The sequence below is a fragment of the Actinomyces timonensis genome (assembly GCF_040702965.1).
Classification (GTDB): domain Bacteria; phylum Actinomycetota; class Actinomycetes; order Actinomycetales; family Actinomycetaceae; genus Actinomyces; species Actinomyces timonensis_A.
In genome coordinates this window covers 395,254-419,023 of sequence record NZ_CP159989.1, presented here as the reverse complement: position 1 = coordinate 419,023, position 23,770 = coordinate 395,254, and the positions used below count along the sequence as shown (strand labels likewise).

24 protein-coding genes and 1 tRNA gene are annotated in these 23,770 nt (G+C 73.0%); 7 read left to right on the top strand and 18 right to left on the bottom strand.

Annotated elements, in window-relative coordinates:
* Positions 1-134 precede the first annotated feature (134 nt).
* From ABXS69_RS01800 to ABXS69_RS01780, 5 genes are all read right to left on the bottom strand, one after another.
* Positions 135-2,366, bottom strand: a complete 2,232-nt coding sequence (locus ABXS69_RS01800; protein WP_366180909.1) for an exo-alpha-sialidase — start codon at positions 2,364-2,366, stop codon at positions 135-137.
* 194 nt (positions 2,367-2,560) lie between these two features.
* Positions 2,561-3,385 (bottom strand): hypothetical protein, encoded by an 825-nt coding sequence (locus ABXS69_RS01795; protein WP_366180908.1) that lies wholly within the window; start codon positions 3,383-3,385, stop codon positions 2,561-2,563.
* A gap of 27 nt (positions 3,386-3,412) precedes the next feature.
* Positions 3,413-3,619: a hypothetical protein gene (locus ABXS69_RS01790; protein ID WP_366180907.1), complete on the bottom strand. Its 207-nt coding sequence runs from the start codon at positions 3,617-3,619 to the stop codon at positions 3,413-3,415.
* Positions 3,570-4,292 (bottom strand): dCTP deaminase, encoded by a 723-nt coding sequence (dcd, locus tag ABXS69_RS01785; protein ID WP_366180906.1) that lies wholly within the window; start codon positions 4,290-4,292, stop codon positions 3,570-3,572. The genes ABXS69_RS01790 and dcd overlap by 50 nt, the downstream gene beginning before the upstream one ends.
* Before the next feature lie 78 nt (positions 4,293-4,370).
* Positions 4,371-4,796 (bottom strand): TM2 domain-containing protein, encoded by a 426-nt coding sequence (locus tag ABXS69_RS01780; protein WP_366180905.1) that lies wholly within the window; start codon positions 4,794-4,796, stop codon positions 4,371-4,373.
* 217 nt (positions 4,797-5,013) lie between these two features.
* On the opposite strand from ABXS69_RS01780, the gene ABXS69_RS01775 reads away from it, so the two are divergent.
* Positions 5,014-5,087 (top strand) — tRNA-Gly (locus tag ABXS69_RS01775).
* Between the two features lie 129 nt (positions 5,088-5,216).
* The gene (locus ABXS69_RS01770) at positions 5,217-6,098 is read left to right on the top strand and encodes a nitroreductase family protein (RefSeq protein ID WP_366180904.1); all 882 of its coding nucleotides are present in this window, start codon (positions 5,217-5,219) and stop codon (positions 6,096-6,098) included.
* A gap of 85 nt (positions 6,099-6,183) precedes the next feature.
* Here the strand turns inward: ABXS69_RS01770 and ABXS69_RS01765 are convergent, their stop codons facing one another.
* On the bottom strand, positions 6,184-6,609 hold the full coding sequence (locus ABXS69_RS01765; protein WP_366180903.1) for a DoxX family protein: 426 nt from the start codon (positions 6,607-6,609) through the stop codon (positions 6,184-6,186).
* Positions 6,610-6,811: 202 nt separating this feature from the next.
* On the bottom strand, positions 6,812-7,558 hold the full coding sequence (locus ABXS69_RS01760) for a M50 family metallopeptidase (RefSeq protein ID WP_366180902.1): 747 nt from the start codon (positions 7,556-7,558) through the stop codon (positions 6,812-6,814).
* Between the two features lie 77 nt (positions 7,559-7,635).
* Here ABXS69_RS01760 and ABXS69_RS01755 point away from each other — a divergent pair, with 77 nt between their 5' ends.
* On the top strand, positions 7,636-8,148 hold the full coding sequence (locus ABXS69_RS01755) for an NUDIX domain-containing protein (protein ID WP_366180901.1): 513 nt from the start codon (positions 7,636-7,638) through the stop codon (positions 8,146-8,148).
* Positions 8,149-8,278: 130 nt separating this feature from the next.
* A complete protein-coding gene (locus tag ABXS69_RS01750) occupies positions 8,279-8,974 on the top strand; it encodes a TetR/AcrR family transcriptional regulator (protein ID WP_366180900.1) in 696 nt (231 codons plus the stop codon).
* A 93-nt stretch (positions 8,975-9,067) separates the two neighbouring features.
* Here ABXS69_RS01750 and ABXS69_RS01745 read toward each other — a convergent pair whose 3' ends face one another.
* The 11 genes from ABXS69_RS01745 to ABXS69_RS01695 all read right to left on the bottom strand — a co-directional run bounded on the left by ABXS69_RS01745 (position 9,068) and on the right by ABXS69_RS01695 (position 20,014).
* Positions 9,068-9,880, bottom strand: coding sequence for a hypothetical protein (locus tag ABXS69_RS01745; protein WP_366180899.1), 813 nt, complete (start codon positions 9,878-9,880; stop codon positions 9,068-9,070).
* A gap of 14 nt (positions 9,881-9,894) precedes the next feature.
* On the bottom strand, positions 9,895-11,034 hold the full coding sequence (locus ABXS69_RS01740) for a vWA domain-containing protein (protein ID WP_366180898.1): 1,140 nt from the start codon (positions 11,032-11,034) through the stop codon (positions 9,895-9,897).
* The gene (locus tag ABXS69_RS01735; protein WP_366180897.1) at positions 11,031-12,089 is read right to left on the bottom strand and encodes a VWA domain-containing protein; all 1,059 of its coding nucleotides are present in this window, start codon (positions 12,087-12,089) and stop codon (positions 11,031-11,033) included. Before ABXS69_RS01735 ends, ABXS69_RS01740 begins: the two co-directional genes overlap by 4 nt.
* A complete protein-coding gene (locus ABXS69_RS01730) occupies positions 12,083-12,607 on the bottom strand; it encodes an alpha-amylase (protein WP_366180896.1) in 525 nt (174 codons plus the stop codon). Before ABXS69_RS01730 ends, ABXS69_RS01735 begins: the two co-directional genes overlap by 7 nt.
* Positions 12,604-13,638: a DUF58 domain-containing protein gene (locus ABXS69_RS01725; protein WP_366181502.1), complete on the bottom strand. Its 1,035-nt coding sequence runs from the start codon at positions 13,636-13,638 to the stop codon at positions 12,604-12,606. Before ABXS69_RS01725 ends, ABXS69_RS01730 begins: the two co-directional genes overlap by 4 nt.
* 11 nt (positions 13,639-13,649) lie before the next feature.
* Positions 13,650-15,044 (bottom strand): AAA family ATPase, encoded by a 1,395-nt coding sequence (locus ABXS69_RS01720; RefSeq protein WP_366180895.1) that lies wholly within the window; start codon positions 15,042-15,044, stop codon positions 13,650-13,652.
* A 194-nt stretch (positions 15,045-15,238) separates the two neighbouring features.
* Complete coding sequence (locus ABXS69_RS01715; RefSeq protein ID WP_366180894.1) at positions 15,239-15,991, bottom strand: LmeA family phospholipid-binding protein; 753 nt, start codon at positions 15,989-15,991, stop codon at positions 15,239-15,241.
* 363 nt (positions 15,992-16,354) lie between these two features.
* Positions 16,355-17,191, bottom strand: a complete 837-nt coding sequence (locus ABXS69_RS01710; protein ID WP_366180893.1) for a DUF2993 domain-containing protein — start codon at positions 17,189-17,191, stop codon at positions 16,355-16,357.
* Positions 17,184-18,020 carry a hypothetical protein gene (locus ABXS69_RS01705; protein ID WP_366180892.1) on the bottom strand — a complete coding sequence of 279 codons (837 nt, stop codon included), beginning with the start codon at positions 18,018-18,020 and terminating at the stop codon, positions 17,184-17,186. Before ABXS69_RS01705 ends, ABXS69_RS01710 begins: the two co-directional genes overlap by 8 nt.
* Before the next feature lie 16 nt (positions 18,021-18,036).
* Complete coding sequence (locus ABXS69_RS01700) at positions 18,037-19,203, bottom strand: FHA domain-containing protein (protein WP_366180891.1); 1,167 nt, start codon at positions 19,201-19,203, stop codon at positions 18,037-18,039.
* Complete coding sequence (locus ABXS69_RS01695) at positions 19,190-20,014, bottom strand: protein phosphatase 2C domain-containing protein (RefSeq protein WP_366180890.1); 825 nt, start codon at positions 20,012-20,014, stop codon at positions 19,190-19,192. Before ABXS69_RS01695 ends, ABXS69_RS01700 begins: the two co-directional genes overlap by 14 nt.
* A gap of 176 nt (positions 20,015-20,190) precedes the next feature.
* Between ABXS69_RS01695 and ABXS69_RS01690 the strand changes: the two genes are divergently transcribed.
* Genes ABXS69_RS01690 through ABXS69_RS01680 form a run of 3 tightly spaced genes read left to right on the top strand, consistent with a single transcriptional unit; the run spans position 20,191 to position 23,770 of the window.
* The gene (locus ABXS69_RS01690) at positions 20,191-21,207 is read left to right on the top strand and encodes a hypothetical protein (RefSeq protein ID WP_366180889.1); all 1,017 of its coding nucleotides are present in this window, start codon (positions 20,191-20,193) and stop codon (positions 21,205-21,207) included.
* Positions 21,208-21,261: 54 nt separating this feature from the next.
* Positions 21,262-22,533 carry an MFS transporter gene (locus tag ABXS69_RS01685; RefSeq protein WP_366180888.1) on the top strand — a complete coding sequence of 424 codons (1,272 nt, stop codon included), beginning with the start codon at positions 21,262-21,264 and terminating at the stop codon, positions 22,531-22,533.
* Positions 22,517-23,770: a glycosyltransferase 87 family protein gene (locus ABXS69_RS01680; RefSeq protein ID WP_366180887.1), complete on the top strand. Its 1,254-nt coding sequence runs from the start codon at positions 22,517-22,519 to the stop codon at positions 23,768-23,770. The genes ABXS69_RS01685 and ABXS69_RS01680 overlap by 17 nt, the downstream gene beginning before the upstream one ends.

The window sequence follows — 23,770 nt, the reverse complement described above, 5'->3', positions numbered from 1 at the left end:
GGCAGCACGCGCCAGTGGGCGCGACCGGCGCGCCTCGGGGTCATCAGCGCCGCTCGGCGCCACGCGTCGGGGCCCGCGCGGTGACTGGGAGTCCCCAGCCCCGCGCGGGCCCCGATCAGCCTCGCCATGAAGCCTCAGCCGCGCCAGGCCCCCGTGGAGGGGTCCATGTAGTAGCGGCTCGGGCCGACCGAGACCCAGCCAGTGGCCATGGCGCCATTGGCCCGCAGGTAGTACCAGGAGCCGCCCTCCTGGAGCCAACCGGTGGTCATCGCCCCGCTGGCGCCCAGGTGGTACCAGGCGCCGGCCAGGCGGATCCAGCCGGTGCTCATCGCCCCATTGTCAGCGAAGTGGTACCACTTCCCACCGTCCTTGGCCCAGCCGGTGGTCATGGCGCCGTTGTCCTTGAGGAGGTACCAGGCGCCGCCGTCCTTGAACCACCCGGTGCGCATCGCGCCATTGCCCTTGAAGGCGTACCAGGCGCCGCCGTCCTTGACCCACCCGGTGGCCATCGTCCCATCGGCGCGCAGGTAGTACCAGGCGCCGCCGTCCTTGAGCCAACCGGTCACGAGGTGGCCATCAGCGTCGCGGTAGCGCCAGCTGTCACCGTCCTTCTCCCAGCCGGCCTTCGGCGCGGGAGCGGGCGCCTCGGGCTTCGGCCCCGGGCTCGGGGCGTCCTTGAGGGCGGCGCAGTCGCTGCCCAGCCAGGCCAGGGAGAAGTTGCGGTAGGTGATCCGCTTGTTGATGACGTCCTCGCTGAGCAGGCCCAGCGAGCCGTCGCGCTGCACGGCCAGCGTCGTGTAGCCGACATACTCCTTGCGGAAGAGCTTGCGCGCCCAGGTGGCGCCGTCGTCGCAGGACAGCGAGATCGTTCCCTGGTCACGCCTCCCCGACTGGTTCGGGGAGTTGGTGAACAGGAGGACCTTGGCGCGCTCCGATCCCGGGGCGGCATTGGGGAAGGCACGGATGATCTGGCCGTTGTTCATGGCGTCCGGCAGGTTCTTGTCCGAGACCGGCTCGGACCAGGTCTGGCCGCCATCGGAGGAGGTGGCCACCTTGCGGAATTTCTCGCCGCTGGACTGGCGGGAGTTCATCATGAGCCGGCCGTCGGAGAGCTCGACGACCTTGTTCTCATCCATGCCGGTGCCGACAGGGGTCCCGGCCTTCCAAGTGGCGCCGTGGTCGTCGGAGTAGACGGAAACGGCCCGCTGCTGGAAAGCGCCAGGAGCGCCCGAGCGAATGGTGAACTGCTGGACGAGGCGCCCCTTGTGCTCGCCGTGCTGGATCTGAATCCCCTGCCCGGAGGCGGCGAATCGGGAGTACCAGGAGGCGTCGTTCGTGATGTCCGGGGTGATGACGCGGTGGGTCCAGGTGTGGCCGTTGTCCGTGGAGGTGGAGACCTCGGCCTGGATGACGTTGCGGTCCTGCACGTCAGTACCGGGCCGGGAGGCCACGAAGCCGACGTTGTAGGACTTCACGTGGAAGTTGAAGATCGTCCCCGTGGCCGAGTCGACGACGTAGGAGGGGTCGGAGTACCCGATGCGGGTCTGCCTCGACGACGTGTCACCCTTGTGGATGTAGGTGGGCGCGCCCCAGGTCTTGCCGCCGTCAGTGGAACGGCGCTGGACGATGTGGTTCGGGTTGGGGGAATCGCCCCCGGAGGCGTCCCAGCCGGTGATCGGCCGCATGTCGTGGGCCATGAGGAGGTCGCCGTTGGGCGCGGTGGTGATCGCGGGGATGCGGACATTGTCCGTGGGGGTGCCCGTGGCCACCACGGTGCCGTCGCTCATCGAGGCGGGCAGCGACGCCGAGGCGTCCGGGAGGGGCGCGGGCTCAGCCTTGGGGAAGTCGCCCTTCTCCTCCTCGGGCTCCTGCGGGCCCTTGGGCACGTCCTGCCCGGGAGGGGCGGGCTTGATCGGAACGGTGGCGCCGCGGACGGTCTCCGGGGTGTTGAGGACCGCCCCCTTGTAGGCGGGCTGCTGCATCTTGTAGGAGATCTCCGGGGTGAAGGAGCCCCTGGCGAGATCCTCCGCCGTGACGGTGTGAGTGGCGAAGCCCACGCAGTCCACCTTATTCGCGCCGGCTTCGATGCGGCTCCACCGGCACTTCTGGACCTCTCCCCCCAGATTGGTCTTGTCGACCGAGAAGGAACGGGCCTCTGCGTCCAGGTTGGTCACCTGGAGATCGAACATGAGGGTGCTTCCGACGCTGTAGAGCCCATTCGCAGGGGCTCCTACCTGGGTGATAACGACGTCCATACGGCCATCGGCGGTCTTGGCCGCCTGCGCCGTCGGGGCGATGGTGAGCCCGGTGAGCGCGATGGCGCCGGCGCCCAGGATCGCTGGGATACGGGGGTGATGAGTTCTCATAGGGGATCCGTTCAGTGCTCGGCAACGCTGCCTGGGGTCTTAGCGGACGGGGAGTGTCAGATGTCTGACGATCAAGACGATAACGCCTGAGCACGGATCGGTGTCAAATCAGCATCGCCTATGGCAACAGCACAGGTCAACCGGCATCAGGAATAACCGTCTCGTGTGGACGATCGGACACGGCGTCGGCGCCCTCAGAGGATGTCGAGGCCGACGAGGAAGCCGTCCTCGTCGACGATGACTCCTCCCGACTCGCGGGCGATCGTGGCGGCCACGCGCTCGATGAGCTCCCGCGCCGCGGCGCGCTCGCGGCGGCGCGTGCGACTGGGGGTGAGGGCGTGGGCGTCCGCGATGTCGACCGGCCGCCAGACCACTGAGGTGACGACGACGCCGTCGGCGGCCCAGGGCTCTCCCCGCACGGCGACCGGCAGCTCGTTCGTCCCCTCGACGCGGACCTCGATACCGCCCCAGCCGGGGGCCCCCGGGTCGATCGGGGCGACGACGGCGTAGCCCTCGCGGTATTCGACGAGCTCCTCGCCAGCGGCCAGGGCCTCGGCCTCCTCGCGCTCGGCCCGGGCCCGCTCGCGCTCCGTGCGCCGCCAGACCGCGTCCAGGACGTCGGCGCCGATGGTCTCGGTGAGGCGCTCCAGGTCGTCGTGGGACAGAGCGTCGAAGCCGACCGCGCCGCGCGGGGCGGGGGTCTCCAGGGCGGGCACGGCGCCCGGGGCGACGGGGTCGAGGAGAGCGGCCAGCGCGTCCGGGGCGATCCACACCGGCGCGTAGATGGCGAGCATCACCGAGGACTCCGAGTCCGGGACCACAAGGGTGATGCGGGCCTCGCCGTCGTCGGGCGAGGTGTCGACCAAGCGGATGGCGCCGGCGAGGCGCCGGGCGATGGCGCGCAGGTGGATGAGGGCGACGAGCTCGGCGCCGGTGGGCATGGCCGTGGGGAAGGCGTCGGCCATCGGGTCCACGCCGGCCAGCTCGGGGGCAGCGCGCCGGCGCGCTGGGGGGCGCACTCCAGGAGCATGACCTGGGCGGCCCAGTCAGGCAGGCCCAGCATCCGGCGCATAGCGCCGTCGAGGGCCCACGGGCCGTGGAGCTCGGCGCCCGGGGAGAAGCTGGAGGCGGGAGGCCCCCACCCAGCCGGCGCGCTCGTCCAGGGACAGGGCGAGGGCCTCGACCTCCTCCACGACGACGTCGTCAGCCAGGACGAGCAGGTGGCGGGAGTCCACGAGGCCGACCGGCAGCATGGAGGTGGCCGTGAAGGTGGTGGTGTCGACGGGCAGGGAGACCGCCAGGTCCCCGGAGGAGGCGCTCATTCGGACTCCCGGACGGGAAGGCCCGCGTCCTCGATGCGCAGGCGGTCGAAGCCAGGTGCGAGCGGGAGGCCGTGGGCCCCCGCTGCCCCTGGTAGCGCGAGCCGCGCGCGCCCGAGCCGTAGGGGGCCTCGGCGGGACTGGACAGTCGGAAGAAGCAGAGCTGGCCGATCTTCATCCCGGGCCAGAGCTTGATCGGCATGGTGGCCGTGTTGCTGAGCTCGAGGGTGACGTGGCCGGTGAAGCCGGGGTCGATGAAGCCGGCGGTGGAGTGCGTGAGCAGCCCGAGGCGCCCGAGGCTGGACTTGCCCTCCAGGCGGGCGGCGACGTCGTCGGGCAGGGTGACGCGCTCGTAGGTGGCGCCCAGGACGAACTCGCCGGGGTGCAGGACGAAGGGCTCGTCGGGGCCGACGTCGATGAGGTGGGTCAGCCCATCCTGCTCGATAGCGGGGTCGATGACCGGGTAGCGGTGGTTGTCGAAGAGCCGGAAGGAGCGATCCAGCCGGACGTCGATGGACGCGGGCTGGATCAGCTCCGGGTCGCAGGGGTCGAGGACCACGCGGCCGGCGTCGAGCTGGGCACGGATGTCACGGTCGGAGAGGAGCACGGGGCGATTGTGCCAGGCGCGGCCGCCGGCCGCGGCCGGCAGGCTGTCGCCGAGACCAGCCATGGCCGTCCCGATCACTCAGTTGGACAGCGGCACGCCCTGCGCATCCACGCCCCAAGGCCGGGCGCCCGGCACCGAGCATAGGATGAGGATGCCCTCGATGAGACCCCAGATGCCCGAGATGAAGGAGAAGATGCCGATGGACAGGATCGTGATGAGCAGTTGGGCAATGGCCTTGCCGGTGTGCCCGAGGTAGAAGTTGTGGATGCCGAGGGCGCCCAGGAAGATGCCGAGCAGGCCTGCGGCCACCTTCGACTTCTGGTTGTGCCCGTAGGCGACCTGGGGCGCCATCGGCTGGCCGGCGTACGGGCCCTGGGAGGCGAGAGCCTGGTAGCCCTGCGCCGGGTACGCGCCCGTGCCCAAATAGGGCGCTGACTGCCGGGCGCCAGGGCCCGGCCCCTCAGCGAGTGTGGCGTCGCCAGCAAAAGCATTGGGATCGCTCATCGGGAGCACCTTCCATCAGTCGTTGGGGAGCGAGGCCGACCGTAGGCGGGCCACCCTAAACAATAACCGACTCGCCTCGGCCCTCCCGGCAACGACGCCCCTCAGGCATGGCGGGCATCCGGCACGAAGGGGATGGGCGGCAGGGCGCTCGCCCGGCGATTCCACATGGGCGCCGCGATGGGGTATGCTGCTCCCGCGCGCCTCGTGGCGAGCATCTGCGGATGTAGTTCAATGGTAGAACCTCAGCTTCCCAAGCTGATAGCGCGGGTTCGATTCCCGTCATCCGCTCCACGTGGAGGGGCCCGCAGCACTGTGGAACGGCGCTGCGGGCCCCTCCGTTCTTCTGGGACCAATAGGACGTCCAGGCAGCGGCGCCCCCTTCTTGACGCGCCCCTGGCGCTCTCCTGACATCATGGGCGCATGACTGACGACGCCAGCCCCACCCTTGGCACCGGCTCGCCGGGCAAGGCCGCCCGCCGCGCCCAGCGCCTCTCCAACCGCTACGGCGCCCAGTCCCGCCCCGAGGACCTGGAGTGGGCCCCCGCCGTCGAGACGATGCTGGCGCACCGCTCGGTGCGGGCCTTCACCCCCGACCCCCTCACCGAGCGCCAGCTAGCCACGATCATCGCCGCCGCGCAGTCCGCGCCCACCTCCTCCAACCTGCACCTGTGGAGCGTCATCGTCGTCGACGACGCCGTGCTGCGCGAGCGGATCATGGACCTGGCCGACTCCCCCAACCAGTCGGAGAGCTTCGCGTTCATCCGGCGGGCTCCCACCATCCTGCTGTGGGTGGCCGACGCCTCCCGCAATGAGGAGATCCTGACGGCTGCCGGGGCCGGCACCGGCAGCCTGGACCACCTCGACTCCTTCCTCACCGCCTCCATCGACACCGCCATGGCGGCGCAGAACGCGGTGGTCGCGGCGGAGTCCATGGGCTTGGGCGCCTGCTACCTGGGATCGATGCGCAATCTGGAGGCAGCGCTCTGCGAGCTGCTCACCCTCCCCCGCCGCTCCTACGTGGTGGTCGGCATGGCCCTCGGGCGCCCCGACCCCGCGCGGGTCGGCGGGATCCACCCCCGTCCGGCCCAGGAGGCCGTCGTGCGGCGCAATCTCGACCCCGCACCCGCGCTGGAGTCCTGGCTCCCCGCCTACGAGGAGGCATATGCCGCCTTCCGCGCCTCGCAGGGATTGGATGGGCGGACCTGGCGCCAGGCGGTGGTGCGGGCCACGAGCCGCATGTACATGGATGGCCGTGGCGATATGCGCGGGGCCGTCGAGCAGCAGGGCTTCGGCCTGGCCTGAGCACCGGAGCGGTCGGGCCCGCGCCAACTGCGGGTCCCGCGCCGCGGGCGGGTCCGCGGCGGGCGGGTTCGCGCCGCGGGCTCGATCAGCGCCGACGGCGGGAGCCCCGCAGCGCCAGGAGCGCCAGCCCGGCGACGAGCGCGCCGTTGGTGAGCGCCCCCTGGAGCTTCTGGGAGCGCTTGAAGCCCTCCTCCTTCCAGAAGGCCTTGCCCTGAATGGTGGTGGGGATGAGGGACAGGATGAGGCCGCCCGCGGCGCAGCGCGTCCCCACGCCCGCCACAAGCGCGGCGCCGCCCGCCATCATCGCCCCGCCGTTGAGCAGGACGAGGTCCCTCCCCGTGACCTCACGGCCGAGGAGGGCCTGAGCGGTAGGCCCGGCGGAGGCGTTGAGGGCCTCGGCGATCGGCTCGGCCTGGCTGGCGAGGAGGTCAGCACCGCCGACCTGGGTCCAGCCCCCGTGGATGAAGGGGCCGGCAAGGAGGGCGCGGACGGCAAGCGGTGCTCGGGACATGGTTGGGACCCCTTTCAACAGGACCGACCCAGGAAAATAGATCAGCGGGGCCAAGTGTGCCACCACCCGGCGGCGCACGCGGCCTCACCATCGGCGCGGCTCACCCCGGCCCCGCCGGGCCGCCCTGGCCTGCGCTCCGGGAACCGCTCCTTGGCGCCAGCGCTCAGGCCAGCGGGCTAGCGGGCCAGGGCGAGCGGGGCGCTCACACCCACCCGGCGCTGCGCGCCAGGCCCCAGGCGGACCACGCCGTGGCGCCGGCGATCACCAGCCACCAGGTGCCCAGCCAGAACCAGCCCGGCAGACGGGTGAGCCCGGCAAGCGAGCCGTGGTCCTGGCGCGGGTCGTGGCTGGCGACGACGTCGCGCAGCGCGTCCCAGGCGCCCAGGAGGAGCACCAGGCCGGCCCCCGCGGTCAGGGCGTCGCGGGGCGCGAGGGCCAGCGGGCCCGCCCGCACGACGCTGGAGCCCGCCCACCACAGGGCGGCGGTGGCGGCGATGACGAGGAGGACGAGCCCGAGAGTGCGCGCCGATCGGGACTTGATGAGCAGCGCGAGCTCGGCGACGAGGGCGAGGGTGAGGATCGGGCCGACCCAGCCGCCCAGTGCCGCCCGCACGAGGAGGCAGCCGATGAGCGCGGGCATGGGGTAGCCCGCCCACGCGGTGGCGATCCTGCCCGGACCCCGGCTGCGCCCGCTGGTGATCGCCCGGCCCCCGAGCCTGGCGTCCACGGTGAAGCCCTCGAAGCGACGGCCGACGAGGAGCCCGACGCCGGCGTGCCCGGCCTCGTGGATGACGGTCACCGTCGCGCGCCCCCAGCGCCGCGCCGTCGGCACGGCCAGGACGAGGACGAGGACGAGCAGGAGGATCCCCGGCCATACCGCCGCCGGGTCCGGCGCGGTGGACGGGCGGATGCGGTCGACGGCGCCCAGGAGGAGCCCACTGAGAGTCACGGTGGGATTGTGCCCCATGGGCCCAAGCCCGCCCCGCGCGCTCCGGGAGGGGCGCGGCCGGGCTCTACAGTCAGCGCATGAGCGCTCCAGCCCTCCCCGCCCGGCCCTCCTGCGGGCGCCTCGTCGTCGCCGCCGCGATCCTGGATTCCCTGGCCGACCCGACGTCGATGCTCTGCGCCGCCCGCTCCTACCCTCCCCAGCACGCGGGCCAGTACGAGCTGCCGGGCGGCAAGGTCGAGAGCGGGGAGGATCCGGTGACCGCGCTGGCGCGCGAGCTCGCCGAGGAGATCGGGGCATCGGTGCGCCTGGGCGCCGAGATCGTGCCGCCCGCCGCCCCGGCGGTTCCGCCTCCCCCGACGCGGCGCGAGCAGCCCGGCGACGACGCCCCGGCCTGGGCCGCGATGAACGGGCATCGGATGAGGGTCTGGCTCGCCGAGCCCGACAGCGATCGCCCGCCCCGATGCGGGAAGGCGCACCAGTCACTGGACTGGGTGCGACTGGGGAAGCTCGACGCCCTCCCCTGGCTGCCGGCGGACACACCCATCCTTCGCGCGATCCGATCGGCCCTCGCGCCGGGAGCGCGCTCCTGATAGTGAGGATCAACATCCTCACCGTGATCACTCACACAACCGCCGCTTCCGCCCAGGCCCGGCCCACATCGACATCCGCGCTTGCTGACACCGAGAACCACAACGTCACGTCGTGGGTTAGGCTGGCCTCATGCCGAAAATCATGGGTAGCTCCCTCGCCGAGCACCGCGAGCGCACGCGCAACGCGCTGTTCGAGTCCCTGTCCCTTCTCATGAGCCAGCGCTCCTTCGACAAGATCACGCTCTCCGACGTCGCCTCGCGCGCCGGCGTGGGCCGCACCGCCGTCTACAACCATTTCGCCGATAAGGAGGACCTGCTCCTGGCCTTCATGGAGCACGAGGTCGTCCGCTACTCCGAGGAGCTGTCCATCGCGCTGGCGGGTATCGAGGACCCCATCGACCGCCTGCGCGTGTACGTGCGCCAGCAGGCCCTTCTCAAGCGCCACTTCCACTTCCCGACCACCGGGCCGCTGTCCAGCTCGGTCTCGCGCAGCACGGCGGGACGGCTGCGCGCCCACGGCGGGCTCATCAGCCAGATGCTCGCCTCGATCCTCACCGACGCGATGGATGAGGGCCTCATCCCCCGGCAGGACCCGGCGATGCTCATCCCCCTGCTCAACGCCTGCGTCATGGGCGGGCGGCCCACCCCTCAGGACCCCGCCGCACGGGCCGCCTACCTCGACGCCCTGGACGCCTTCGTGCTGCGAGCCGTCGGAGCGCGGCTCCCGGACCACGCGGTGCCCGCGATCCGCCGCACCCATGCCGCGGAGGACGCGTCAGCCGACAGGGCCCAGGAGGCGCGGCACGAGCGGGCCGCCGCCGGCTGAGCCGACGAAGCAGCGCCGGCCCGGGCCTCGCCCGCGACCACCCGCCTCACGGCCCCTCGTTCCGGCGCCGCCCGTCCACCCGGCGCCGCCCGTTCACCAGCGGCGCTTGGCGCCGTCATTCGGCCCCGCGGAGCGCTTCTCGCGTCCCTGGTTGCGGCGCTGAAGCCTCTTTTCCTTCTCCTGGCCCTCCGTGGGCGTCGGGCTGGCCGAGCCGCTGGCACCCGGGGTGGGAGCGCTCGACCCGGAGGCGGTCGGCTCCGCCGTCGGCGAGGAGGAGGCGCTCGGATCCGCTGACGGATCACCGCCGGGGCTCTGCGACGCGCCCGAGGACGGGGACCCGGAGGCGCTCGGGGCCTGGGTGGGCGATGCGGTCGGCGTCGGGGTCTGGGTGGGAGGCGTCGTCGGCTGGGACTGCGGCGACTGGGCAGGGGGGACCTCGCAGTCGCCCGCGGCCTCCTTCGCGGCGTCGACCTGGGCCTGCGCCGCCGTCGCGTCCCCCGACTCCTGCGCCTGCCCCGCCAGCGCCATGTGCGCCACGAAGAGGTTGACGCGGGTCATGCACACGCCGGTGCGCTGCCGGATGATATTGCCCTCGGTGTCGTAGGCGACGTCGATGACCTCCTGGGGGGCATCGGGCAGGGAGGACTCCAGATCCGCGATCGAGCGGTCGTAGTCCCCCGCCAGGAGCTCGGCGGTGCCCAGGTTGTAGCGCACCCGCCACTTGTGCAGCCACGGGTTGATCGCGCGCACCACGCGGTAGCGGTCCACCGCGGTGGAGTAGTCACCCGCGTACAGGGAGCGGTTGGCCAGGGTGGTGCCCGTGGACACCGTCGCCAGCCACAGGCCCACGACGAGCAGGATCGAGGTCAGGCCGAGCCCGATCAGCAGGCGGCGGCGCCTCGGCATTGGCTTCCGCCCTCTCATCGCCGACCCCCTGACCGCGCCAGGCGGCGCACCTGGATATCGGATCGCACGAGCGCCACCGCCTCCCAGGTCATGAGCGCGAAGGCCACGAGCGCCAGGGGCCAGGTGAGGTAGCGGCTGGAGCGCTTGCCATGGTGCCCGTCGGACAGGATCTGCCCGACGTCGACGCTCGTGAAGGCGCTCGTCGGATCATCGCCCTCGCCGTCGCGCTGGTAGTAGGGCAGGCCGAGGTCCTTCGCCACCGTCCGCAGCTCCTGGGTGTCCGGGACCGAGACGGCGTCATCGCCGTGCCCCTTCTCCTTGATGTAGGGCAGCTGTTCGGCGGGGGTCGCGCCGCCGTCGTACTCGCGCATCCTGCCGCCCTGGGCGGTGCCGTAGCCCAGCACCGCGCCGCCGTCGACGAGGGGGGCGAGGCCCTTCCAGGCCAGGCCCTGCGAGGCGGCGTCCTTCGCCCCGGCGCCATCGTCGGTGGCCTCACCGTCAGAGAGGATGTAGACGAGGCGGGCGTCCTGGGGGGCCACCTGCTCGGCCTCAGTGAGGGTGGCGGTCAGAAGCGGGAGCATCCGCTCCAGCGAGGAGCCCGTGGACCGGCTCGTCACCTCCTGGCGGAGCGTCTTGATCCAGGCGTCGACGGCGTTGGTGTCGGTGCTCAGCGGCATCTCCCTGGCCGCCGCGGAGTCCAGGGCGAGGATGGAGAAGCGGGCCTCGGGCAGGGCCTTGCGGATCGCCTCCAGGTCCGCGCGGACGCCGTCGAGCCGAGTCCCGGCGCCGCCGGCCCAGTCCTCGGCGGCCATGGAGCCCGTGCGATCGACGACGAGGTAGACCTCCACGGTGGAGGTGACCCGCTGATCGTACTGATACGTGCTGGGGCCGGCGAGCATGAGCACGAGGACGACCACCAGGGCGGCCCTGCGGGCGACGACGAGGCGGGCCGAGCGCGACAGCGGGCGGCGGACGGGCCGGAGACCAGCGCCGGCCCCCCGCGGGCTCCGGCCCTGCGGACCGTAAGGGGCGGGGGCCGCCTGGGGGCGCGGCCGCGGCGGGCGCAGGCGCCACCAGTTCAGGGCGACGGCGCTGATGCCAATGAGGGCGATGAGGATGGTGAGGGGCCATCCGAACAGCGGGAGGAGTGTCATGCGCGCCCCCAGGCGGCGATGAGCAGCAGGGAGCCGGCGGCCAGAACCAGCCAGATGGCGCCCGCCCGGGGGGTGTCCGTCAGCCGCACCTCGTTGTCGGCGCTGTACTCCTGGACCTGGGTCTTCTCCAGCTCCTCGACGATGCGCCCGGCCGTGCCCGAGTCCCCCACTTGGTAGAACTTGCCGCCGTTGTCCCGCGTGGCCTTCTCCAGCTCCTGGCGAGCCGACTCCACCGGGGAGGCGAGGCCGCCGTAGCCGAGCTCGTCGTCATAGCCGTAGATGGAGAACAGGCGGATCTTCTTGCTCGTGGCGAGCTCGGCGGCCTCGGGCAGGGAGTAGAGCTGGACGTGCGAGTCGTCGAAGACGAGGTTGTCGGTGGCCAGGATGATGGAGCGGGGGCGCTCGTCGGCGCTTGCGGCGCCGGAGTTGTCGAAGGCCTGCGTGCAGGAGGCCAGGCCGTCGCCGGCCAGCGAGGAGGCGTCGAGGTCCTCCGCCACTGTGCCGGCGAACATCCGCGAGTAACGGCTGCGCGCCAAGAAGAGACTGGTGGACGCGGAGTCCAGGAGATCCGTGATCTTGCGCATCTCGGTCTTGAGGGTCTCGTAGTCGTCCGTGAGGGGCACCATCGTCTGCGCCGTCGTGTTCCAGGCGATCAGAGCCACCCGCTCCCCGTGGAAGGAGTCGACGAGCTCGGCGTAGGTCTCCAGCACCTGGGAATCCAGGCCGAGCATGGAGCCGGAGACGTCCAGGCACAGGACGATGTCGCGGCTGGCCAGGGCGTCGTTACGCACGTCCTTGCTCACGGGGCGCCCGGCGAGCAGCGCCGAGGAGGCCATGGCCACGATGATGAGCGCGCCCAGGAGGGCGTGGAGCGCGCGGCGGCGGCGCAGGCGGCGCAGGACGGCGGGCGAGCGCAGGAGGGGCATCGCGTTGGCGACGCGGCGCGTCGGGCCGGCCGGGGGGCGCTCGCCCCTACGGGCGGCGCGCAGCGCGGCGATGCCGATGATCAACGCGGCGGCGCCGATGAGGAACCAGGGGAGCCAGGGCATCACCATTTCGAGACCACCTCCCTGGCATGCTCGACGGCCTGGGCGGCGGCGGCGTCGGAGTCGCGGTCGAAGGAGGGCTGCTCCCAGATCGCCAGGAGCTTCCCCACATGCCCCAGGGGGTCGGTGTCCAGGGGCTGCGAGGCGGTCCTGGCGCGCTTGAGGCGGGTCTCGACGTCCTCGGTCTCGGTGGACGCGGACATATCCATGATCTCCGTGACGGTCGCGGTGGTCAGGTCCTCACCGCTGCGCTCGGATCCGAAGCCCCGCAGGGCGGAGGCCAGCTCGAGGTGCAGGGCGCGCAGGTCGATCTGCCCGGCGTCGTACTTCTTCGCGGCGCGCTCGACGAGCCCCATCCAGCGGCGGCGCTCCCCGGGAGCCATGGGGATATCGCTGATGAAGCCGTCCCGGACCCGGTGGCTCAGGAACGACCAGAGCAGCCCGGCGACGGCGAGCAGGAGGATGACCACGGCGGCGACCGCCATCCAGGCGGGCATGAGCTGCCGGGGGCTGAGCTCCACGGTCATCGCCTCCTGCGGGCGGTGGCGAGGCGCTGACGGCCGAGCACCTCGGCGATGGAGTCCACGAGGCCCTCATCGGAGGCGACGACGGCGTGCTCGATGCGCCGCGAGTCCAACAGCGCGGTGACGCCGGCCCGCCGGGCGGCATCGGCCCGGGCGAGCTGGGCACCCAGGGCCGTGTCGTAGCGCAGGAACACCGGCAGGTCCTCCGCCATCTCCACATCGCGGACCGCGCCGGGGTCGCCGGTGATGGGGGCGTCGTCGGCGATCTGGATGACGACGAGCTCGTGCTGCGCCGACAGCCTGCGGAGCTGGTCGTGGGCGGTGGCGTCCGGGTGGGAGGTGTCTGTCAGGAGCACCACGAGGCTGCGGCGGCCGTGGAGGCTGATGACCTTGCCGAGCAGGCCGGGCAGATCGGAGGCGGGCGCGCCGGGGACCAGCTCGCCGATGGCGGCGCCGCTGTCCCGCCGGGGCGAGACCTGCCCGACCCGCGCGTGGGCGCTCGCCGGGCCGCCCCGCGGGGGCTCCGTGAGGGCGGAGTACTGCCGGGCGATGAGCCCCAGGATCGTCTCGGCGTGCTCGGCGCCCGAACGGGGCGGACGGGAGACCGTCCGGGAGGCGTCCCCGGCCACGAGCGCCACGGAGTCACCGCGCAGGCGGGCCAGGTAGGCCATGACCTCGGCGACGGCGAGGGCGAGCTCGCGCTTGTCCTCACCGCTGGGGGCCTGGGCGGCCATGGTCCGGCCGGTGTCGACGGCCAGGACGAGGGGCAGGTTGGACTCGCGCTGGTAGCGCTTGATGACGGGCTGACCGATGCGCGCGGAGGCCTTCCAGTCGATGTCGCCCACGTCGTCGCCGGGGCGGTAGGCGGACAGGTCGTCGAAATCCTGCCCGTGCCCCAGGAGCACCGACTTGTGCCGCCCGTCGAGCAGCCCGGTGGCGCGGCGCAGGGTGGGCAGGGACAGGCGCCCCCGCACGCGGGCCAGGCGCGACCCGCGCTGCGTCGGCTCGGCCGGCAGCTCGATGGCGCCCGCCATGGAATGACGGCTCACGGCGTCGGGACCGCCGCGAAGACCGCGTCGATGATCGCCTCGGGGGCGATGTCGTCGGCGAGGGCGTCGTAGGTCAGCACCAGGCGGTGGCGCATGACGGCGTGGCGCAGGAGGCCGACGTCGTCGGGGGTGACGTAGGTGCGACCGGCTTGCAGCGCGAGGGCCTGGGAGACCCGCATGAGAGCGATCGAGCCTCGCGGCGATCCGCCGACGCGCACATGGCGCTCCAGGCCGGGCACGGGGCGCGGGCCGCCACCGCGGGAGGTGTTGATGATGGCGACGATGTACTGCTTGATGACCGTGTCCACGTAGACGCGCTCGACGGCGCCCTGGAGCCATTCGACGTCGTCGGTGCTGATGGGCTCGGCGCGCAGGGGCTCCTCGAAGGCGCCCGAGGAGATCTTGTCCAGGACGTCGACCTCCTCCATGGGCTTGGGGTAGCTCAGCACGTCCTTCATGAGGAAGCGGTCCATCTGGGCCTCGGGCAGGACGTAGGTGCCCTCCTCCTCGATGGGGTTCTGGGTGGCGAGCACCATGAAGGGGTGCGGCAGCGGGTAGACCACGCCGCCGATGGAGGTCTGGCGCTCCTGCATGGCCTCGAGCATGGCGGACTGGGTCTTGGCGCTGGAGCGGTTGATCTCGTCGAGCAGGACGATGTTGGCGTGCACCGGGCCGAGCTGAGTGGTCATCTCCCCGGTGGTGTACTGGAGGACCTGGGTGCCGACGATGTCGTTGGGCATGAGGTCCGGTGTGCACTGGATGCGGGTGAAGGAGCCGGAGACGGCTGAGGCGAGCGTCTGGGCGGCGGTGGTCTTGGCCAGGCCCGGGACCGATTCCAGGAGGATGTGACCACCGGCGATGAGCGTGGATATGAGGGCCAGGCGCAGCCGCTCCTGGCCCACCAGGCGCTGATCGAAGACCTGGTGGATGCGCTTGATGAGGGCGCCGGCGCGCTCCACGTCCTCCTCGGGGTGGCGGGAGCGTGAGGAGCGGGCGGCCTCGGCGCGCAGGGCCTCGCGCGTGGGCAGGGGGCCGGTCGGCGCGGGGTAGGCGTGCTCGCGGGGGACGGTGGGGACGGTTCCCGACTGCGGGATCTCTCCCGGGGCGGGGCGGATATCGCGGCGCGCGCCGGGGGCGATCGACGGCGGGGCCTGCGGGGGCCGCTGGGCCTGCGCCGATGCCTGGGGCATCGGCGCAACGGCGGGCACCGCGCCGGGCTGGGCGGGCTGGTGAGGGGCGGGATGGCCGGAGGGGGCCGGGCGGGAGGCGGGCAGGGGCCCGGATCCACCGGAGCCGGCGGTCGCGCTGTCAACGGGGGGCACCGCCCCCCTGAACGGCCCGGCCGCGGTCGGCGCGGCGGGCTGCCGGTGCTGCGCGGGGTCGGCGCTCATACGTCTCCTCATGAGGTGCGGTCGGGTCTCTGCCGCACGCAGGCTATAACGGAGCCTTGCTGGGGCGATACCTCCGGCGATGGGTACCCTCACCCACGTTCCCGCTCCGTCCAGGCGGTCGCCGATTGCTCCCGAGACCGGCCCGAGGACCGGTCTCGACCATGATTTCGACCGGTCTCGCATATAGAGGGGGGCTATGAGACGGTGGGGGTGGGAAGGTCGGTGTCCGAGGCCTCGATCCTGATGTCGATGCCACCGCCTCCCACCCGGGCACTGGTCACCCGGAACCCGGCCGGAAGGGCGTCGGCCGGGAGCCCGAGCGATGAGGACCCCATCCCCAGCCACTCCAGCGCCGTCTTGCCGGCGACGCTCTGATCGGCGGGGACCTCCCTACCCGCCCACGAGACGCTCGTCACGGTCAGGCTCACGCCCCCCGCCTCGGTCACGGCGGGCGACAGGTTGATCCCCACGCCCTGGCCACAGATGGTCCCGCGCAGGATCGCCGTGCCAGGGGAGCCGGCCGCGCCCTCCTGGAGCGCCGACGAGGAGGGCGAGGACACGCCGCCGACGACGAGGCCCGCCATGCGATCGACCTCGGCCCAGGGCAGGGTCCCGCGGAGGGTCACGTGGTCGGCGTGATGCGCCCCCGAGGTGCTCAGCCCCTCGATCGCCAGGACGACGTCGCTCAGCCGCGCGCCCTGGACCGCCGCGGGATCGCCGACCCTGGGGGCGGAGCAGCCCCGGCCGCCCGTGACGATGTCGAGGAGCCCGCCGAGCACGCCCCCGTCCCCCGGGGGCGGCGCGGGCTCCGGGGCGGGCGTGGCGGCCCGGGTCGCGGGAGCCCCGCCGCGCGCGACGGTCAGCGCCGAGGCCGTGACACTGAGGCTGTCGAGCCTCTCCGCGCACGACCTGGGGCAGGACGGGCCCGTCGAGGCTGACCCTGGCATCCGGGGAGAGCCCGTGGAGGGAGCCGAGGACCCGGGAGGTGATCTCGCGGCGCGCGCAGCGCTCCGCCCCCGCCCCGGCCAGGCCGAGGAGTGCTGCCAGGATCACGACGGCGGCGGCCCCCCTCCGCCAGGCCAGGGAGCGGCGCCGGGACTCCTCCTCAGCGCCCTCCTCGGGGGCACCCGCCCCAGCGGGCTCCCCGGGGGTCTGCGCGCCGAGGGCGAGAGGGCCGGGCTCGCCAGGAGCGCTGTCGTCGCCCACGCCGTCGGCCCCGCCAGCCCTGTCAGCGCCGTCGGGAGCCCCGGGACTGGCGACGGCCTCGCACCCGCCCAGGTCCTCCTCGGTCATGCCCGCTCCTGCCCGCCTTACTTGCTCATGGTCACGTCACTGCCGACGAGAGAGAGCCTCAGGCCGTTGTTGGTGACCATGACCTTGCTGACCCTCAAGCCCTGGGGCAGCTGATCGGGAGTGATCTCCACGCCGTCGATCGGGATGCCCAGCAACGCGAGAATCCTGCCCCCCTCGGAGTCGGGGCCGTCAATGGGCACCTCGACCCCGTCGGCCCTCACCGAGCTGACGGTGATGCTCAGGCCGCCGTCGTCCGTGACCCGCGGCTCGAACACGATCTCGAAGGCGGAGCCGTAGCCGACGCCGGAGGCGCGGGCGCTGCCGGGGTCCGTGTCCGTGCCCGGGCGCACCACCTCCACCGTCACGTCCTTGGGGTTGATATCGGCGGTGGTCACCAGGTCGGTGGCCCCCCGCCAGTCGACGATCCCCGTGGCGCGCGCGCTGCTCGCACGATACGGGCCGGAGGTGCTCACGCCGGTCAGCTCCACGTGGACATCGCCGACGCTCAGGGTGCTGGCCGTATCCGCGCTCACGGGCAGGTCGAGTCGGGAGGCGTCGATGCCGATCGAGTCGACGCGGCCGTGGAGGAACTGGAGGATGAGGTCACCACTGGTGGTGATGGAGGCGTCCGCGTCGAGGCCGGGGAGCGCATGGCGGATGGCGGAGGCCACGCGCCCGGAGAGGTAGGAGTCCAGGGCCGGCCGCGCCGCGAAGCCGCCCACGGCGAGCAGGGCGACGAGGCAGGCGGCCGATATGGCCAGCGCCCGTCCCCGGCGGGGAGAGGGGCTGGCGGCGGGCAGGGCGGGGTCGGAGGAGGGGATCAGGGAGGACGCGGGCGAGGAGGTCTCAGGCACGGCCGGCTCCCGCCCCCTTCGCGGCGCCGCCTACCTTGGTCGGGGCGGTGGTCACGGGCGCGGCGGCGGCGCGGTTAGCGGCCAGCTCGTCGTCGAGCATGGGCAGGTCCGCGGCAGTGACCATGAGCGTGGAGACGGCGTGCTCGACGAGCGCCGTCCGGCGGTTGGAGGCGGCGCCCTCGGCGCGGCCCCCGCGCAGCCCCCGAACGCCGACGCGGTCGAGCTTCTCGCAGACATTGTCGAGCTTGCGGTTGAACTTGGTGATCGGCCAGCCCAGGCGCGCGGCGGCGGCCTGCGAGGAGGGGATCTCCGCGGCGCCGGTGCCCGCGCGGCGCAGCACCGGCTCGGACAGGGCGAGGACGAGCAGGAGCTGGGAGCGGGTCATCGGGGTGACGCCGATCGTCGTCTGGCCAGTGGACTGCCTGGCGCCTTCGATCCCGGCGAAGTGATCCTCGCCGGCGGTGAGCAGGTCGATCTCATAGGTGGTGGGACCGGCTGAGAAAGTGAGGATGACCCGCGGGAAGACCAGGGGCATGCGCGCGCCGGGGGCGAGGCGGGACTGGACGAGCCCATCGCCGTCGGTGAGGGTCGCCGACAGGCGCGAGCCCTCGTTCGCGATCCACCACAGTCCGTTCTCGCGGGCGAGCACGACGAAGCGCCGGTGGAGGTAGGGGTTGTCGTCGATGTCGAGGTCCCCACCGCGGCCGACGACGAAGGTCTCGTCCGGGGCGATCCTGTGCACCTCGCCGGAGAAGTCGAGCACGAGCTCCTCGGGGCGGTCGGGGTCGACGGAGGGCAACGATTCCGTCCACGTTGCGTCGCTGGTCATGGGGAGAATCCTTTGCTTACGGCTGGTAGTGCTGGAACGGGGGGATCGAGGGCGACGAGGGCTGTGACGGGGCCCACGGGGCCGGAGATGACGAGGATACAAGCGGCGGCGCGGGCAGCCCCTGGCCCTGCGGGGGCATCTGCGCCAGGAGCCCCGGGGGGATCTGGGCCTGGTCGGCCGACGGCGCCGCTGCCGGGGGAGTCAACGCGGGCGGGGAGGGCGGTCCCGCGCCCATCGGGGCGGAGGGGGCGACGAGCCTGAGCGTCATGCCATCGCCGATGCTGAGCACGTCCCCCACGCTCAGGGGCGTGGGCAGGGCGGAGGCGATGAGAACCGCCGGGCAGCCGGGGCGGTGGAGGGTCGTGCCGTTGGAGGAGCCCAGGTCCTGCGCGAGGACGGAGGACCCGGCCGTGGTGATCCTCATGTGGGACCGGGAGACCATGTGGGAGGTCGAGGGGACGACGACGAGCGCCGCCCGCGCGCTTGTCGATCGGGGCGCCCTGCCGATCACGACCTCTCCGCCCGCGCGGATGAGGACATCCTGCCCGGTGGACAGGCGCAGCAGGGCGAGGACGGGGCGGGCGTCGCGCACCATCGCCGTCGCCAGGGCCTCGGCGACGGCGGATGAGGGCAGAGTGTTGATCGCGCCGCCGGCCGACGCCCCTCCCCCAGGACCGGTCGCGGGGCTCCCCACGGACGCGCTGCGCGCCGCGGGCGCCGAGGAGGCGCGGTGGCGGCGCCTGCCCGAGCCGGGCTCGGGCTCGGGGAAGGAGGCGAGGAGGTCGTAGCCGCCCGAGTCATCCTCAGCGGCCGGCTCGGGCATCGCGGCCGTCGGGGGCCCGGCGTCCTCCTCCTCGGACTCGACCCAGACGCCGGTGGCGGGCAGATCCTCGTCGTGCGCGCCGTCGACCGCACCGTCCTCGGCCACGAGCCGGTCGGGCTCATCGGGGTCGGGGGGTTCCTGCCCGGTGGAGATGGCGGCCTGGGCGGCGGCGCCCCTGACGGCGCCGTCGTCACCCTGGACCACCGGACCGCCCAGGGCCGCCAGGACGGCCGCTGCCACGCGCTCGGGGACCCCGGGGACCAGGAGCGCCGTGCCGAGCATCCCGACGATCACCTCGCCGCGCTCGGCCTCGGTGAGGGCCCGGCCCTCAGGGGCCCCGCCCTCGTCATCCGGAGGCATCCGACGCACCTCCCCCTGACCGCTCGGGAGCCGTGACGACGCCGACGAGCGACGGGCGCTCCACGAGATCGACGACCATCGCCGTGGCGTTGTCATGCCCCCCGTTCTCCAACGCGGCGGCGACGAGGGCCTCGGCGGTGCGCTGCGGGGTGAGGCCGGCGCCCAGGATGAGGGCGAGCTCGTCGTCGTCGAGCTCGTCGCTCAAGCCGTCGGAGCACACGAGGAAGCGCTCGCCCCCCGTGGCGGGCAGGAGGCGCGCGCTCGGGGTGAAGGGGCCCGCCAGCCCCCCGCCCAGGGCGCGGGTGACGATGTTCTTGCGGAAGTCGTCGCGGGCGTCGGCCCGACTGAGCTCACCGGACTCGATGAGCTCCTGGACCTTGGAGTGGTCGGTGGTGACCTGGTGGAGTTCGCCATCGCGCAGGAGGTAGACGCGCGCGTCACCCAGGTTGAAGACCAGCCAGGCGGGGACGCCGTCGGGGTGGAGCAGGGCGATGCCGGCGATGGTCGCGCCGGGTCGGTGCGAACCGGAGGAGGGCAGCGCGGCGACCTCCTCCCCGGCCTCCTCGATCGCCTCGATGACCTGCGCGGCGTCACTGATGACGCTCCCGGCCAGGGCGGAGATCCTCTCCAGGGCGGTGCGAGCGGCCAGGCGCCCGGAGGAGTGCCCCCCCATGCCGTCGACGACGACGTACACGGGCTCCAGGGCCAGGTAGCCATCCTCGTTGGCGGCGCGCGTGCGACCGACATCGGTGGCGGCGCCGACGATGGGGGCCTGGGACGCGCCAGCGACCGGCTCAGTGGTCTCGCTCATCGGTTGGTCCCGCCCTCCTTGTTACCGCACTGGGGCTGACCATACCGTTCCTTCCGCCTCCCTATGGCCATCAGGAGTACCTCAGGTAGGCTCGCTGCCGCAAGTACCCCCCGGCACCCCGGGACCCCCGCCTCCCCGGCGCGTCCCGGCCCCCCGATCGCCGCTGAAGGACCGTCATGTCTCAGGCTCAGGACGAGCTCATCGCACGCGCTCAGGACCCCACGACCCCCTGGGCGGAGCTGCACGAGCTCGCTCAGAACTACCCGGGGCTGCGCCCGTACGTCGCGCGCAATCCGAACACCTACCCGGACCTGCTGAACTGGCTGGGATCCCTGGGGGACGCCGCCGTCGACGCCGCTCTGGCGTCCCGCCCCAACGCGACCAGCCCCATCAGCCCGATCGATCCCGCCGCGATCGCGGCCCCACCCGCGGCCCAGGGCGCGTCGGCACAGCCGGTGGGCCCCACGTGGGCCGCGCAGCAGGCCGGCCCCCAGGCGTTCCAGCCCGCCTACCATCCGGGCGCGTACGCGGCGGGCCAGCAGCCCTACGCGCAAGGCCACGACCAGCGGCCGTTCCTTCCCGGAGCCGGCGAGCCCGTAGCGCCGAAGAAGGAGAGCCATCAGCGCTCCAACCTGGTCCTGTGGTTCCTGGCCCTGGTGGTCCTGGTCCTCGCCGGCGGGATCGTCGTCTGGGTCCTCGCCGAGGACGACGACGCCACCAAGGCCAGCCGGGCGCGCGCGGACCAGCCGGCGGCTTCGGCCCCCGCCCAGGACGGCGCGGCGCCGACCCCCTCGGCCAGCCCCTCGGCGAGCCCCTCGGCGAGCCCGACGGGTAAGAAGGCCTTCCCGGCGCCGCCGGACGCCGCCGAACTCGGAGCCTTCACGGCGCCGTCGGGCAATATCTCCTGCACCCTGACCGACTCGGGCGCGACCTGCACCATCAATGAGCACTCCTTCTCCCAGGGCAGTTGCACGTCCTCTCCCTACGAGGCCACCGTCGGCGACGGCGGGGCCACCGGCAAGTGCGTGACCTCCTTCTCCGGCGGGGGCGTCACGCTCAACTACGGCGCCTCGGCGAAGCACGGCGACTACGCCTGCACCTCCTCGGAGTCAGGGATCTCCTGCTGGAGCCAGGTGACCGGCAAGGGCTTCACGCTCTCGCGCGAGAGCGTCCAGAGCACCTCGAAGAGCTGAGCCCGCGCGGCGCCGTCGGGGCCCGCGCGTCGCGCCCGCGCCTACCATCCACGCATGCCGTCCTACCGCCGAATCCTGCGCCAGCCCGGTGCCCTGCGCTTCTCCAGCGCCGCGCTCATCGCCCGGTTCCCCATGTCGATGCTGGGGATCTCCCTCATCCTCACCGTCCAGGCGGTTTACGGCTCATACTCGGCGGCCGGCGCGGTCAGCGCTGCCTTCGTCGTCGCCTCGGCGATCGGCTCACCGGTCCTAGCCCGCCAGGTCGACGCCCGGGGCCAGGCCGCCGTCATGCGCCCGGCGCTGGCGGTCTCCGCCAGCGCGCTGGCGGCGCTCATCGTCTGCCTGTCGACGCGGGCCCCACTGCCCGCGGTCCTCGCCCTGGCGGCGGTGGCGGGCGCCTTCACCGGGTCGATGGGCTCACTGGCCCGCTCGCGGTGGACCGTCGTGCTGTCCACCCCGCAGGACGTCCACGCGGCCTTCTCCCTCGAGGCGGCGCTCGATGAGGTCGCCTTCGTCATCGGCCCGCCGCTGGCCACCGCTCTGAGCACCGCGCCGGCGCTGCCCACCGCCTCGGGCGTCGTCGCCTGCGCCCTGCTGCAGACCGGCGGTGGGGCCTGGTTGCTGTCCCAGAGGGCCACGGAGCCCCCGGCGCACCCCCGCTCCCGGCGCGGGCGGGGCAAGGACCGCGGGGGCGCCCCGTCGGGCGCGGGCGCCTCCCGGACCCCGGTGCTGCGGCACGGGGCGGTCCTCGCGGTGATCGCCGTGTTCATGCTCACAGGCGGGCTGTTCGGGGCGAACGACGTCGCCGCCGTCGCCGTGGCCAAGGAGCTCGGGCACCCCTCCGCGGCCGGCGTCGTGCTCGCCGCCTGGTCGGTGGGCTCTCTCAGTGCGGCGCTCGCCTTCGGGGCGTGCGCCTGGGGGTGGCCGCTGTGGAAGCAGCTCCTGGCCGGTGTCACCGGGCTGGCCGTCGGGTGCTCCGCCCTGCCGACGATGCCGGACCTGGTGTCGATCGCCGTCGTCATGGCGCTCACCGGCATGGCGATCGCCCCCACGGTGACGATCGGCAACAACATCGTCCAGGTGACGGTGGCCCCCTCACAGCTGACCGAGGGCCTGGCCTGGATCGGCACCGCGCTCAACATGGGAGTCTCCCTAGGCTCCCTCGTGGCGGGCTACGCGGTCGACCGCACAGACTCTTATGGCGGGTATCTTCTCGTGGCGGGCTTCGCCTGGACGGGAGTCCTCGCTACCATCGTCGGACTGCCAGCACTGCGATCAGCCAAGGCGAGAACCGATTTGGAAAGCCCGCATGACATCAGCCCCTGACGGCGCCCCGACACGCGGGACCGCGCGCGAGCGCGCGCTGGAGGCCGCCCTGAGCTCACCCGCCCTCCTCATCCTGGGCTGCGTGGGCCTGCTGCTCATCCCCGTCCACCAGCTGTGGGACGACCTGGCGCCCTCCTTCAAGCTCGACGCGTGGATCTACTACCACGCCATGGCTCAGTGGCGCGCCGGCGGCTCCCTCTACGACTGGTACGCGAACCCCGGGCAGAGGACATGGCCCTTCACCTACCCGCCCTTCGCGGCGTGGGTCTTCACGCCCCTGCTGCTCATCACTGATCGCGCCGCGCAGATCCTGCTCACAGCGCTGACGCCCTGGGCGGCGGCTCTCACCGGCTGGGCCAGCCTGCGTTGCCTGGGAGCGCGCGGGAGGGCGGCCCGCGCCGGCGGGGCGTGGCTCGCGCTGGTGGGCTGCCTGGTGGCCGAGCCGCTGGACAAGACCATGGAGTACGGGCAGATCAACGCGATCCTCATGATGCTCGTCGCGCTCGACCTGCTCGTGGTGCCCGCCGGCTCGCGCTGGCGCGGGGTGGGCAGCGCCGTGGCCGCGGCCATCAAGCTCACCCCGGCGATCGCGATCCTCGTCTTCCTCGTACGCCGCGAGTGGCGGGCGGCGGCGGCGTGGGTGGCCTCACCCCGGGAGTCGGCGCGATTCTTCGGCCAGGCGATGCTCGACCCCTCGCGCGCGGGGCTCCCCGACTACTCGGGCAATCAGAGCCTGCGCGGGCTCGTGGCCCGAGCCCTGCCGGAGGGGGCGTGGGGCCCGGCATGGGCGGGGCTCGCGCTCCTGGCGGTGATCGGCGCAGCACTCCTGGCCAGGGCCCTGGGACGGGGCGCCTCCGCCTCGGACGGCCTCATCCTGCTGCTCCAGACCGACGTGGTGATGACCTGCGGGCTGCTCGTCTCCCCCATCAGCTGGTCGCACCACTGGGTATGGTGCCTGCCACTGCTCATCGGACTCGGCGCCGCCTCCTGGCGCTGGTGCTCGCCCGCCCTCATGACGGCGACGGCGTCCGGCGGGCTCGTCTTCGCCCTGGCCATGCATTGGTGGTTCCCCGAGCAGAACCACGTGGAGCAGGACTGGCCGTGGTGGGCGGGACCATTGGGCTCCTCCTACACGCTGTGGGCGCTCGCCGCCGGGGCCGCGCTGTGGGTCCGCGCCCCGCTCGGCGCGCGCCCCGACGGCGGCGCCGTCGGGGCGCCCACGACTCTCGGTGCGTGA

Coding starts and splice junctions, on each gene's coding strand:
- ABXS69_RS01800 (WP_366180909.1), bottom strand. CDS start 2,366: ATGAGAACTCATCACCCCCGTATCCCAGCGATCCTGGGCGCCGGCGCC.
- ABXS69_RS01790 (WP_366180907.1), bottom strand. CDS start 3,619: ATGCTGCCGGTCGGCCTCGTGGACTCCCGCCACCTGCTCGTCCTGGCT.
- ABXS69_RS01780 (WP_366180905.1), bottom strand. CDS start 4,796: ATGAGCGATCCCAATGCTTTTGCTGGCGACGCCACACTCGCTGAGGGG.
- ABXS69_RS01770 (WP_366180904.1), top strand. CDS start 5,217: ATGACTGACGACGCCAGCCCCACCCTTGGCACCGGCTCGCCGGGCAAG.
- ABXS69_RS01765 (WP_366180903.1), bottom strand. CDS start 6,609: ATGTCCCGAGCACCGCTTGCCGTCCGCGCCCTCCTTGCCGGCCCCTTC.
- ABXS69_RS01755 (WP_366180901.1), top strand. CDS start 7,636: ATGAGCGCTCCAGCCCTCCCCGCCCGGCCCTCCTGCGGGCGCCTCGTC.
- ABXS69_RS01750 (WP_366180900.1), top strand. CDS start 8,279: ATGCCGAAAATCATGGGTAGCTCCCTCGCCGAGCACCGCGAGCGCACG.
- ABXS69_RS01745 (WP_366180899.1), bottom strand. CDS start 9,880: ATGCCGAGGCGCCGCCGCCTGCTGATCGGGCTCGGCCTGACCTCGATC.
- ABXS69_RS01740 (WP_366180898.1), bottom strand. CDS start 11,034: ATGACACTCCTCCCGCTGTTCGGATGGCCCCTCACCATCCTCATCGCC.
- ABXS69_RS01735 (WP_366180897.1), bottom strand. CDS start 12,089: ATGGTGATGCCCTGGCTCCCCTGGTTCCTCATCGGCGCCGCCGCGTTG.
- ABXS69_RS01730 (WP_366180896.1), bottom strand. CDS start 12,607: ATGACCGTGGAGCTCAGCCCCCGGCAGCTCATGCCCGCCTGGATGGCG.
- ABXS69_RS01725 (WP_366181502.1), bottom strand. CDS start 13,638: ATGGCGGGCGCCATCGAGCTGCCGGCCGAGCCGACGCAGCGCGGGTCG.
- ABXS69_RS01720 (WP_366180895.1), bottom strand. CDS start 15,044: ATGAGCGCCGACCCCGCGCAGCACCGGCAGCCCGCCGCGCCGACCGCG.
- ABXS69_RS01715 (WP_366180894.1), bottom strand. CDS start 15,991: ATGCCAGGGTCAGCCTCGACGGGCCCGTCCTGCCCCAGGTCGTGCGCG.
- ABXS69_RS01705 (WP_366180892.1), bottom strand. CDS start 18,020: ATGACCAGCGACGCAACGTGGACGGAATCGTTGCCCTCCGTCGACCCC.
- ABXS69_RS01700 (WP_366180891.1), bottom strand. CDS start 19,203: ATGCCTCCGGATGACGAGGGCGGGGCCCCTGAGGGCCGGGCCCTCACC.
- ABXS69_RS01695 (WP_366180890.1), bottom strand. CDS start 20,014: ATGAGCGAGACCACTGAGCCGGTCGCTGGCGCGTCCCAGGCCCCCATC.
- ABXS69_RS01690 (WP_366180889.1), top strand. CDS start 20,191: ATGTCTCAGGCTCAGGACGAGCTCATCGCACGCGCTCAGGACCCCACG.
- ABXS69_RS01685 (WP_366180888.1), top strand. CDS start 21,262: ATGCCGTCCTACCGCCGAATCCTGCGCCAGCCCGGTGCCCTGCGCTTC.
- ABXS69_RS01680 (WP_366180887.1), top strand. CDS start 22,517: ATGACATCAGCCCCTGACGGCGCCCCGACACGCGGGACCGCGCGCGAG.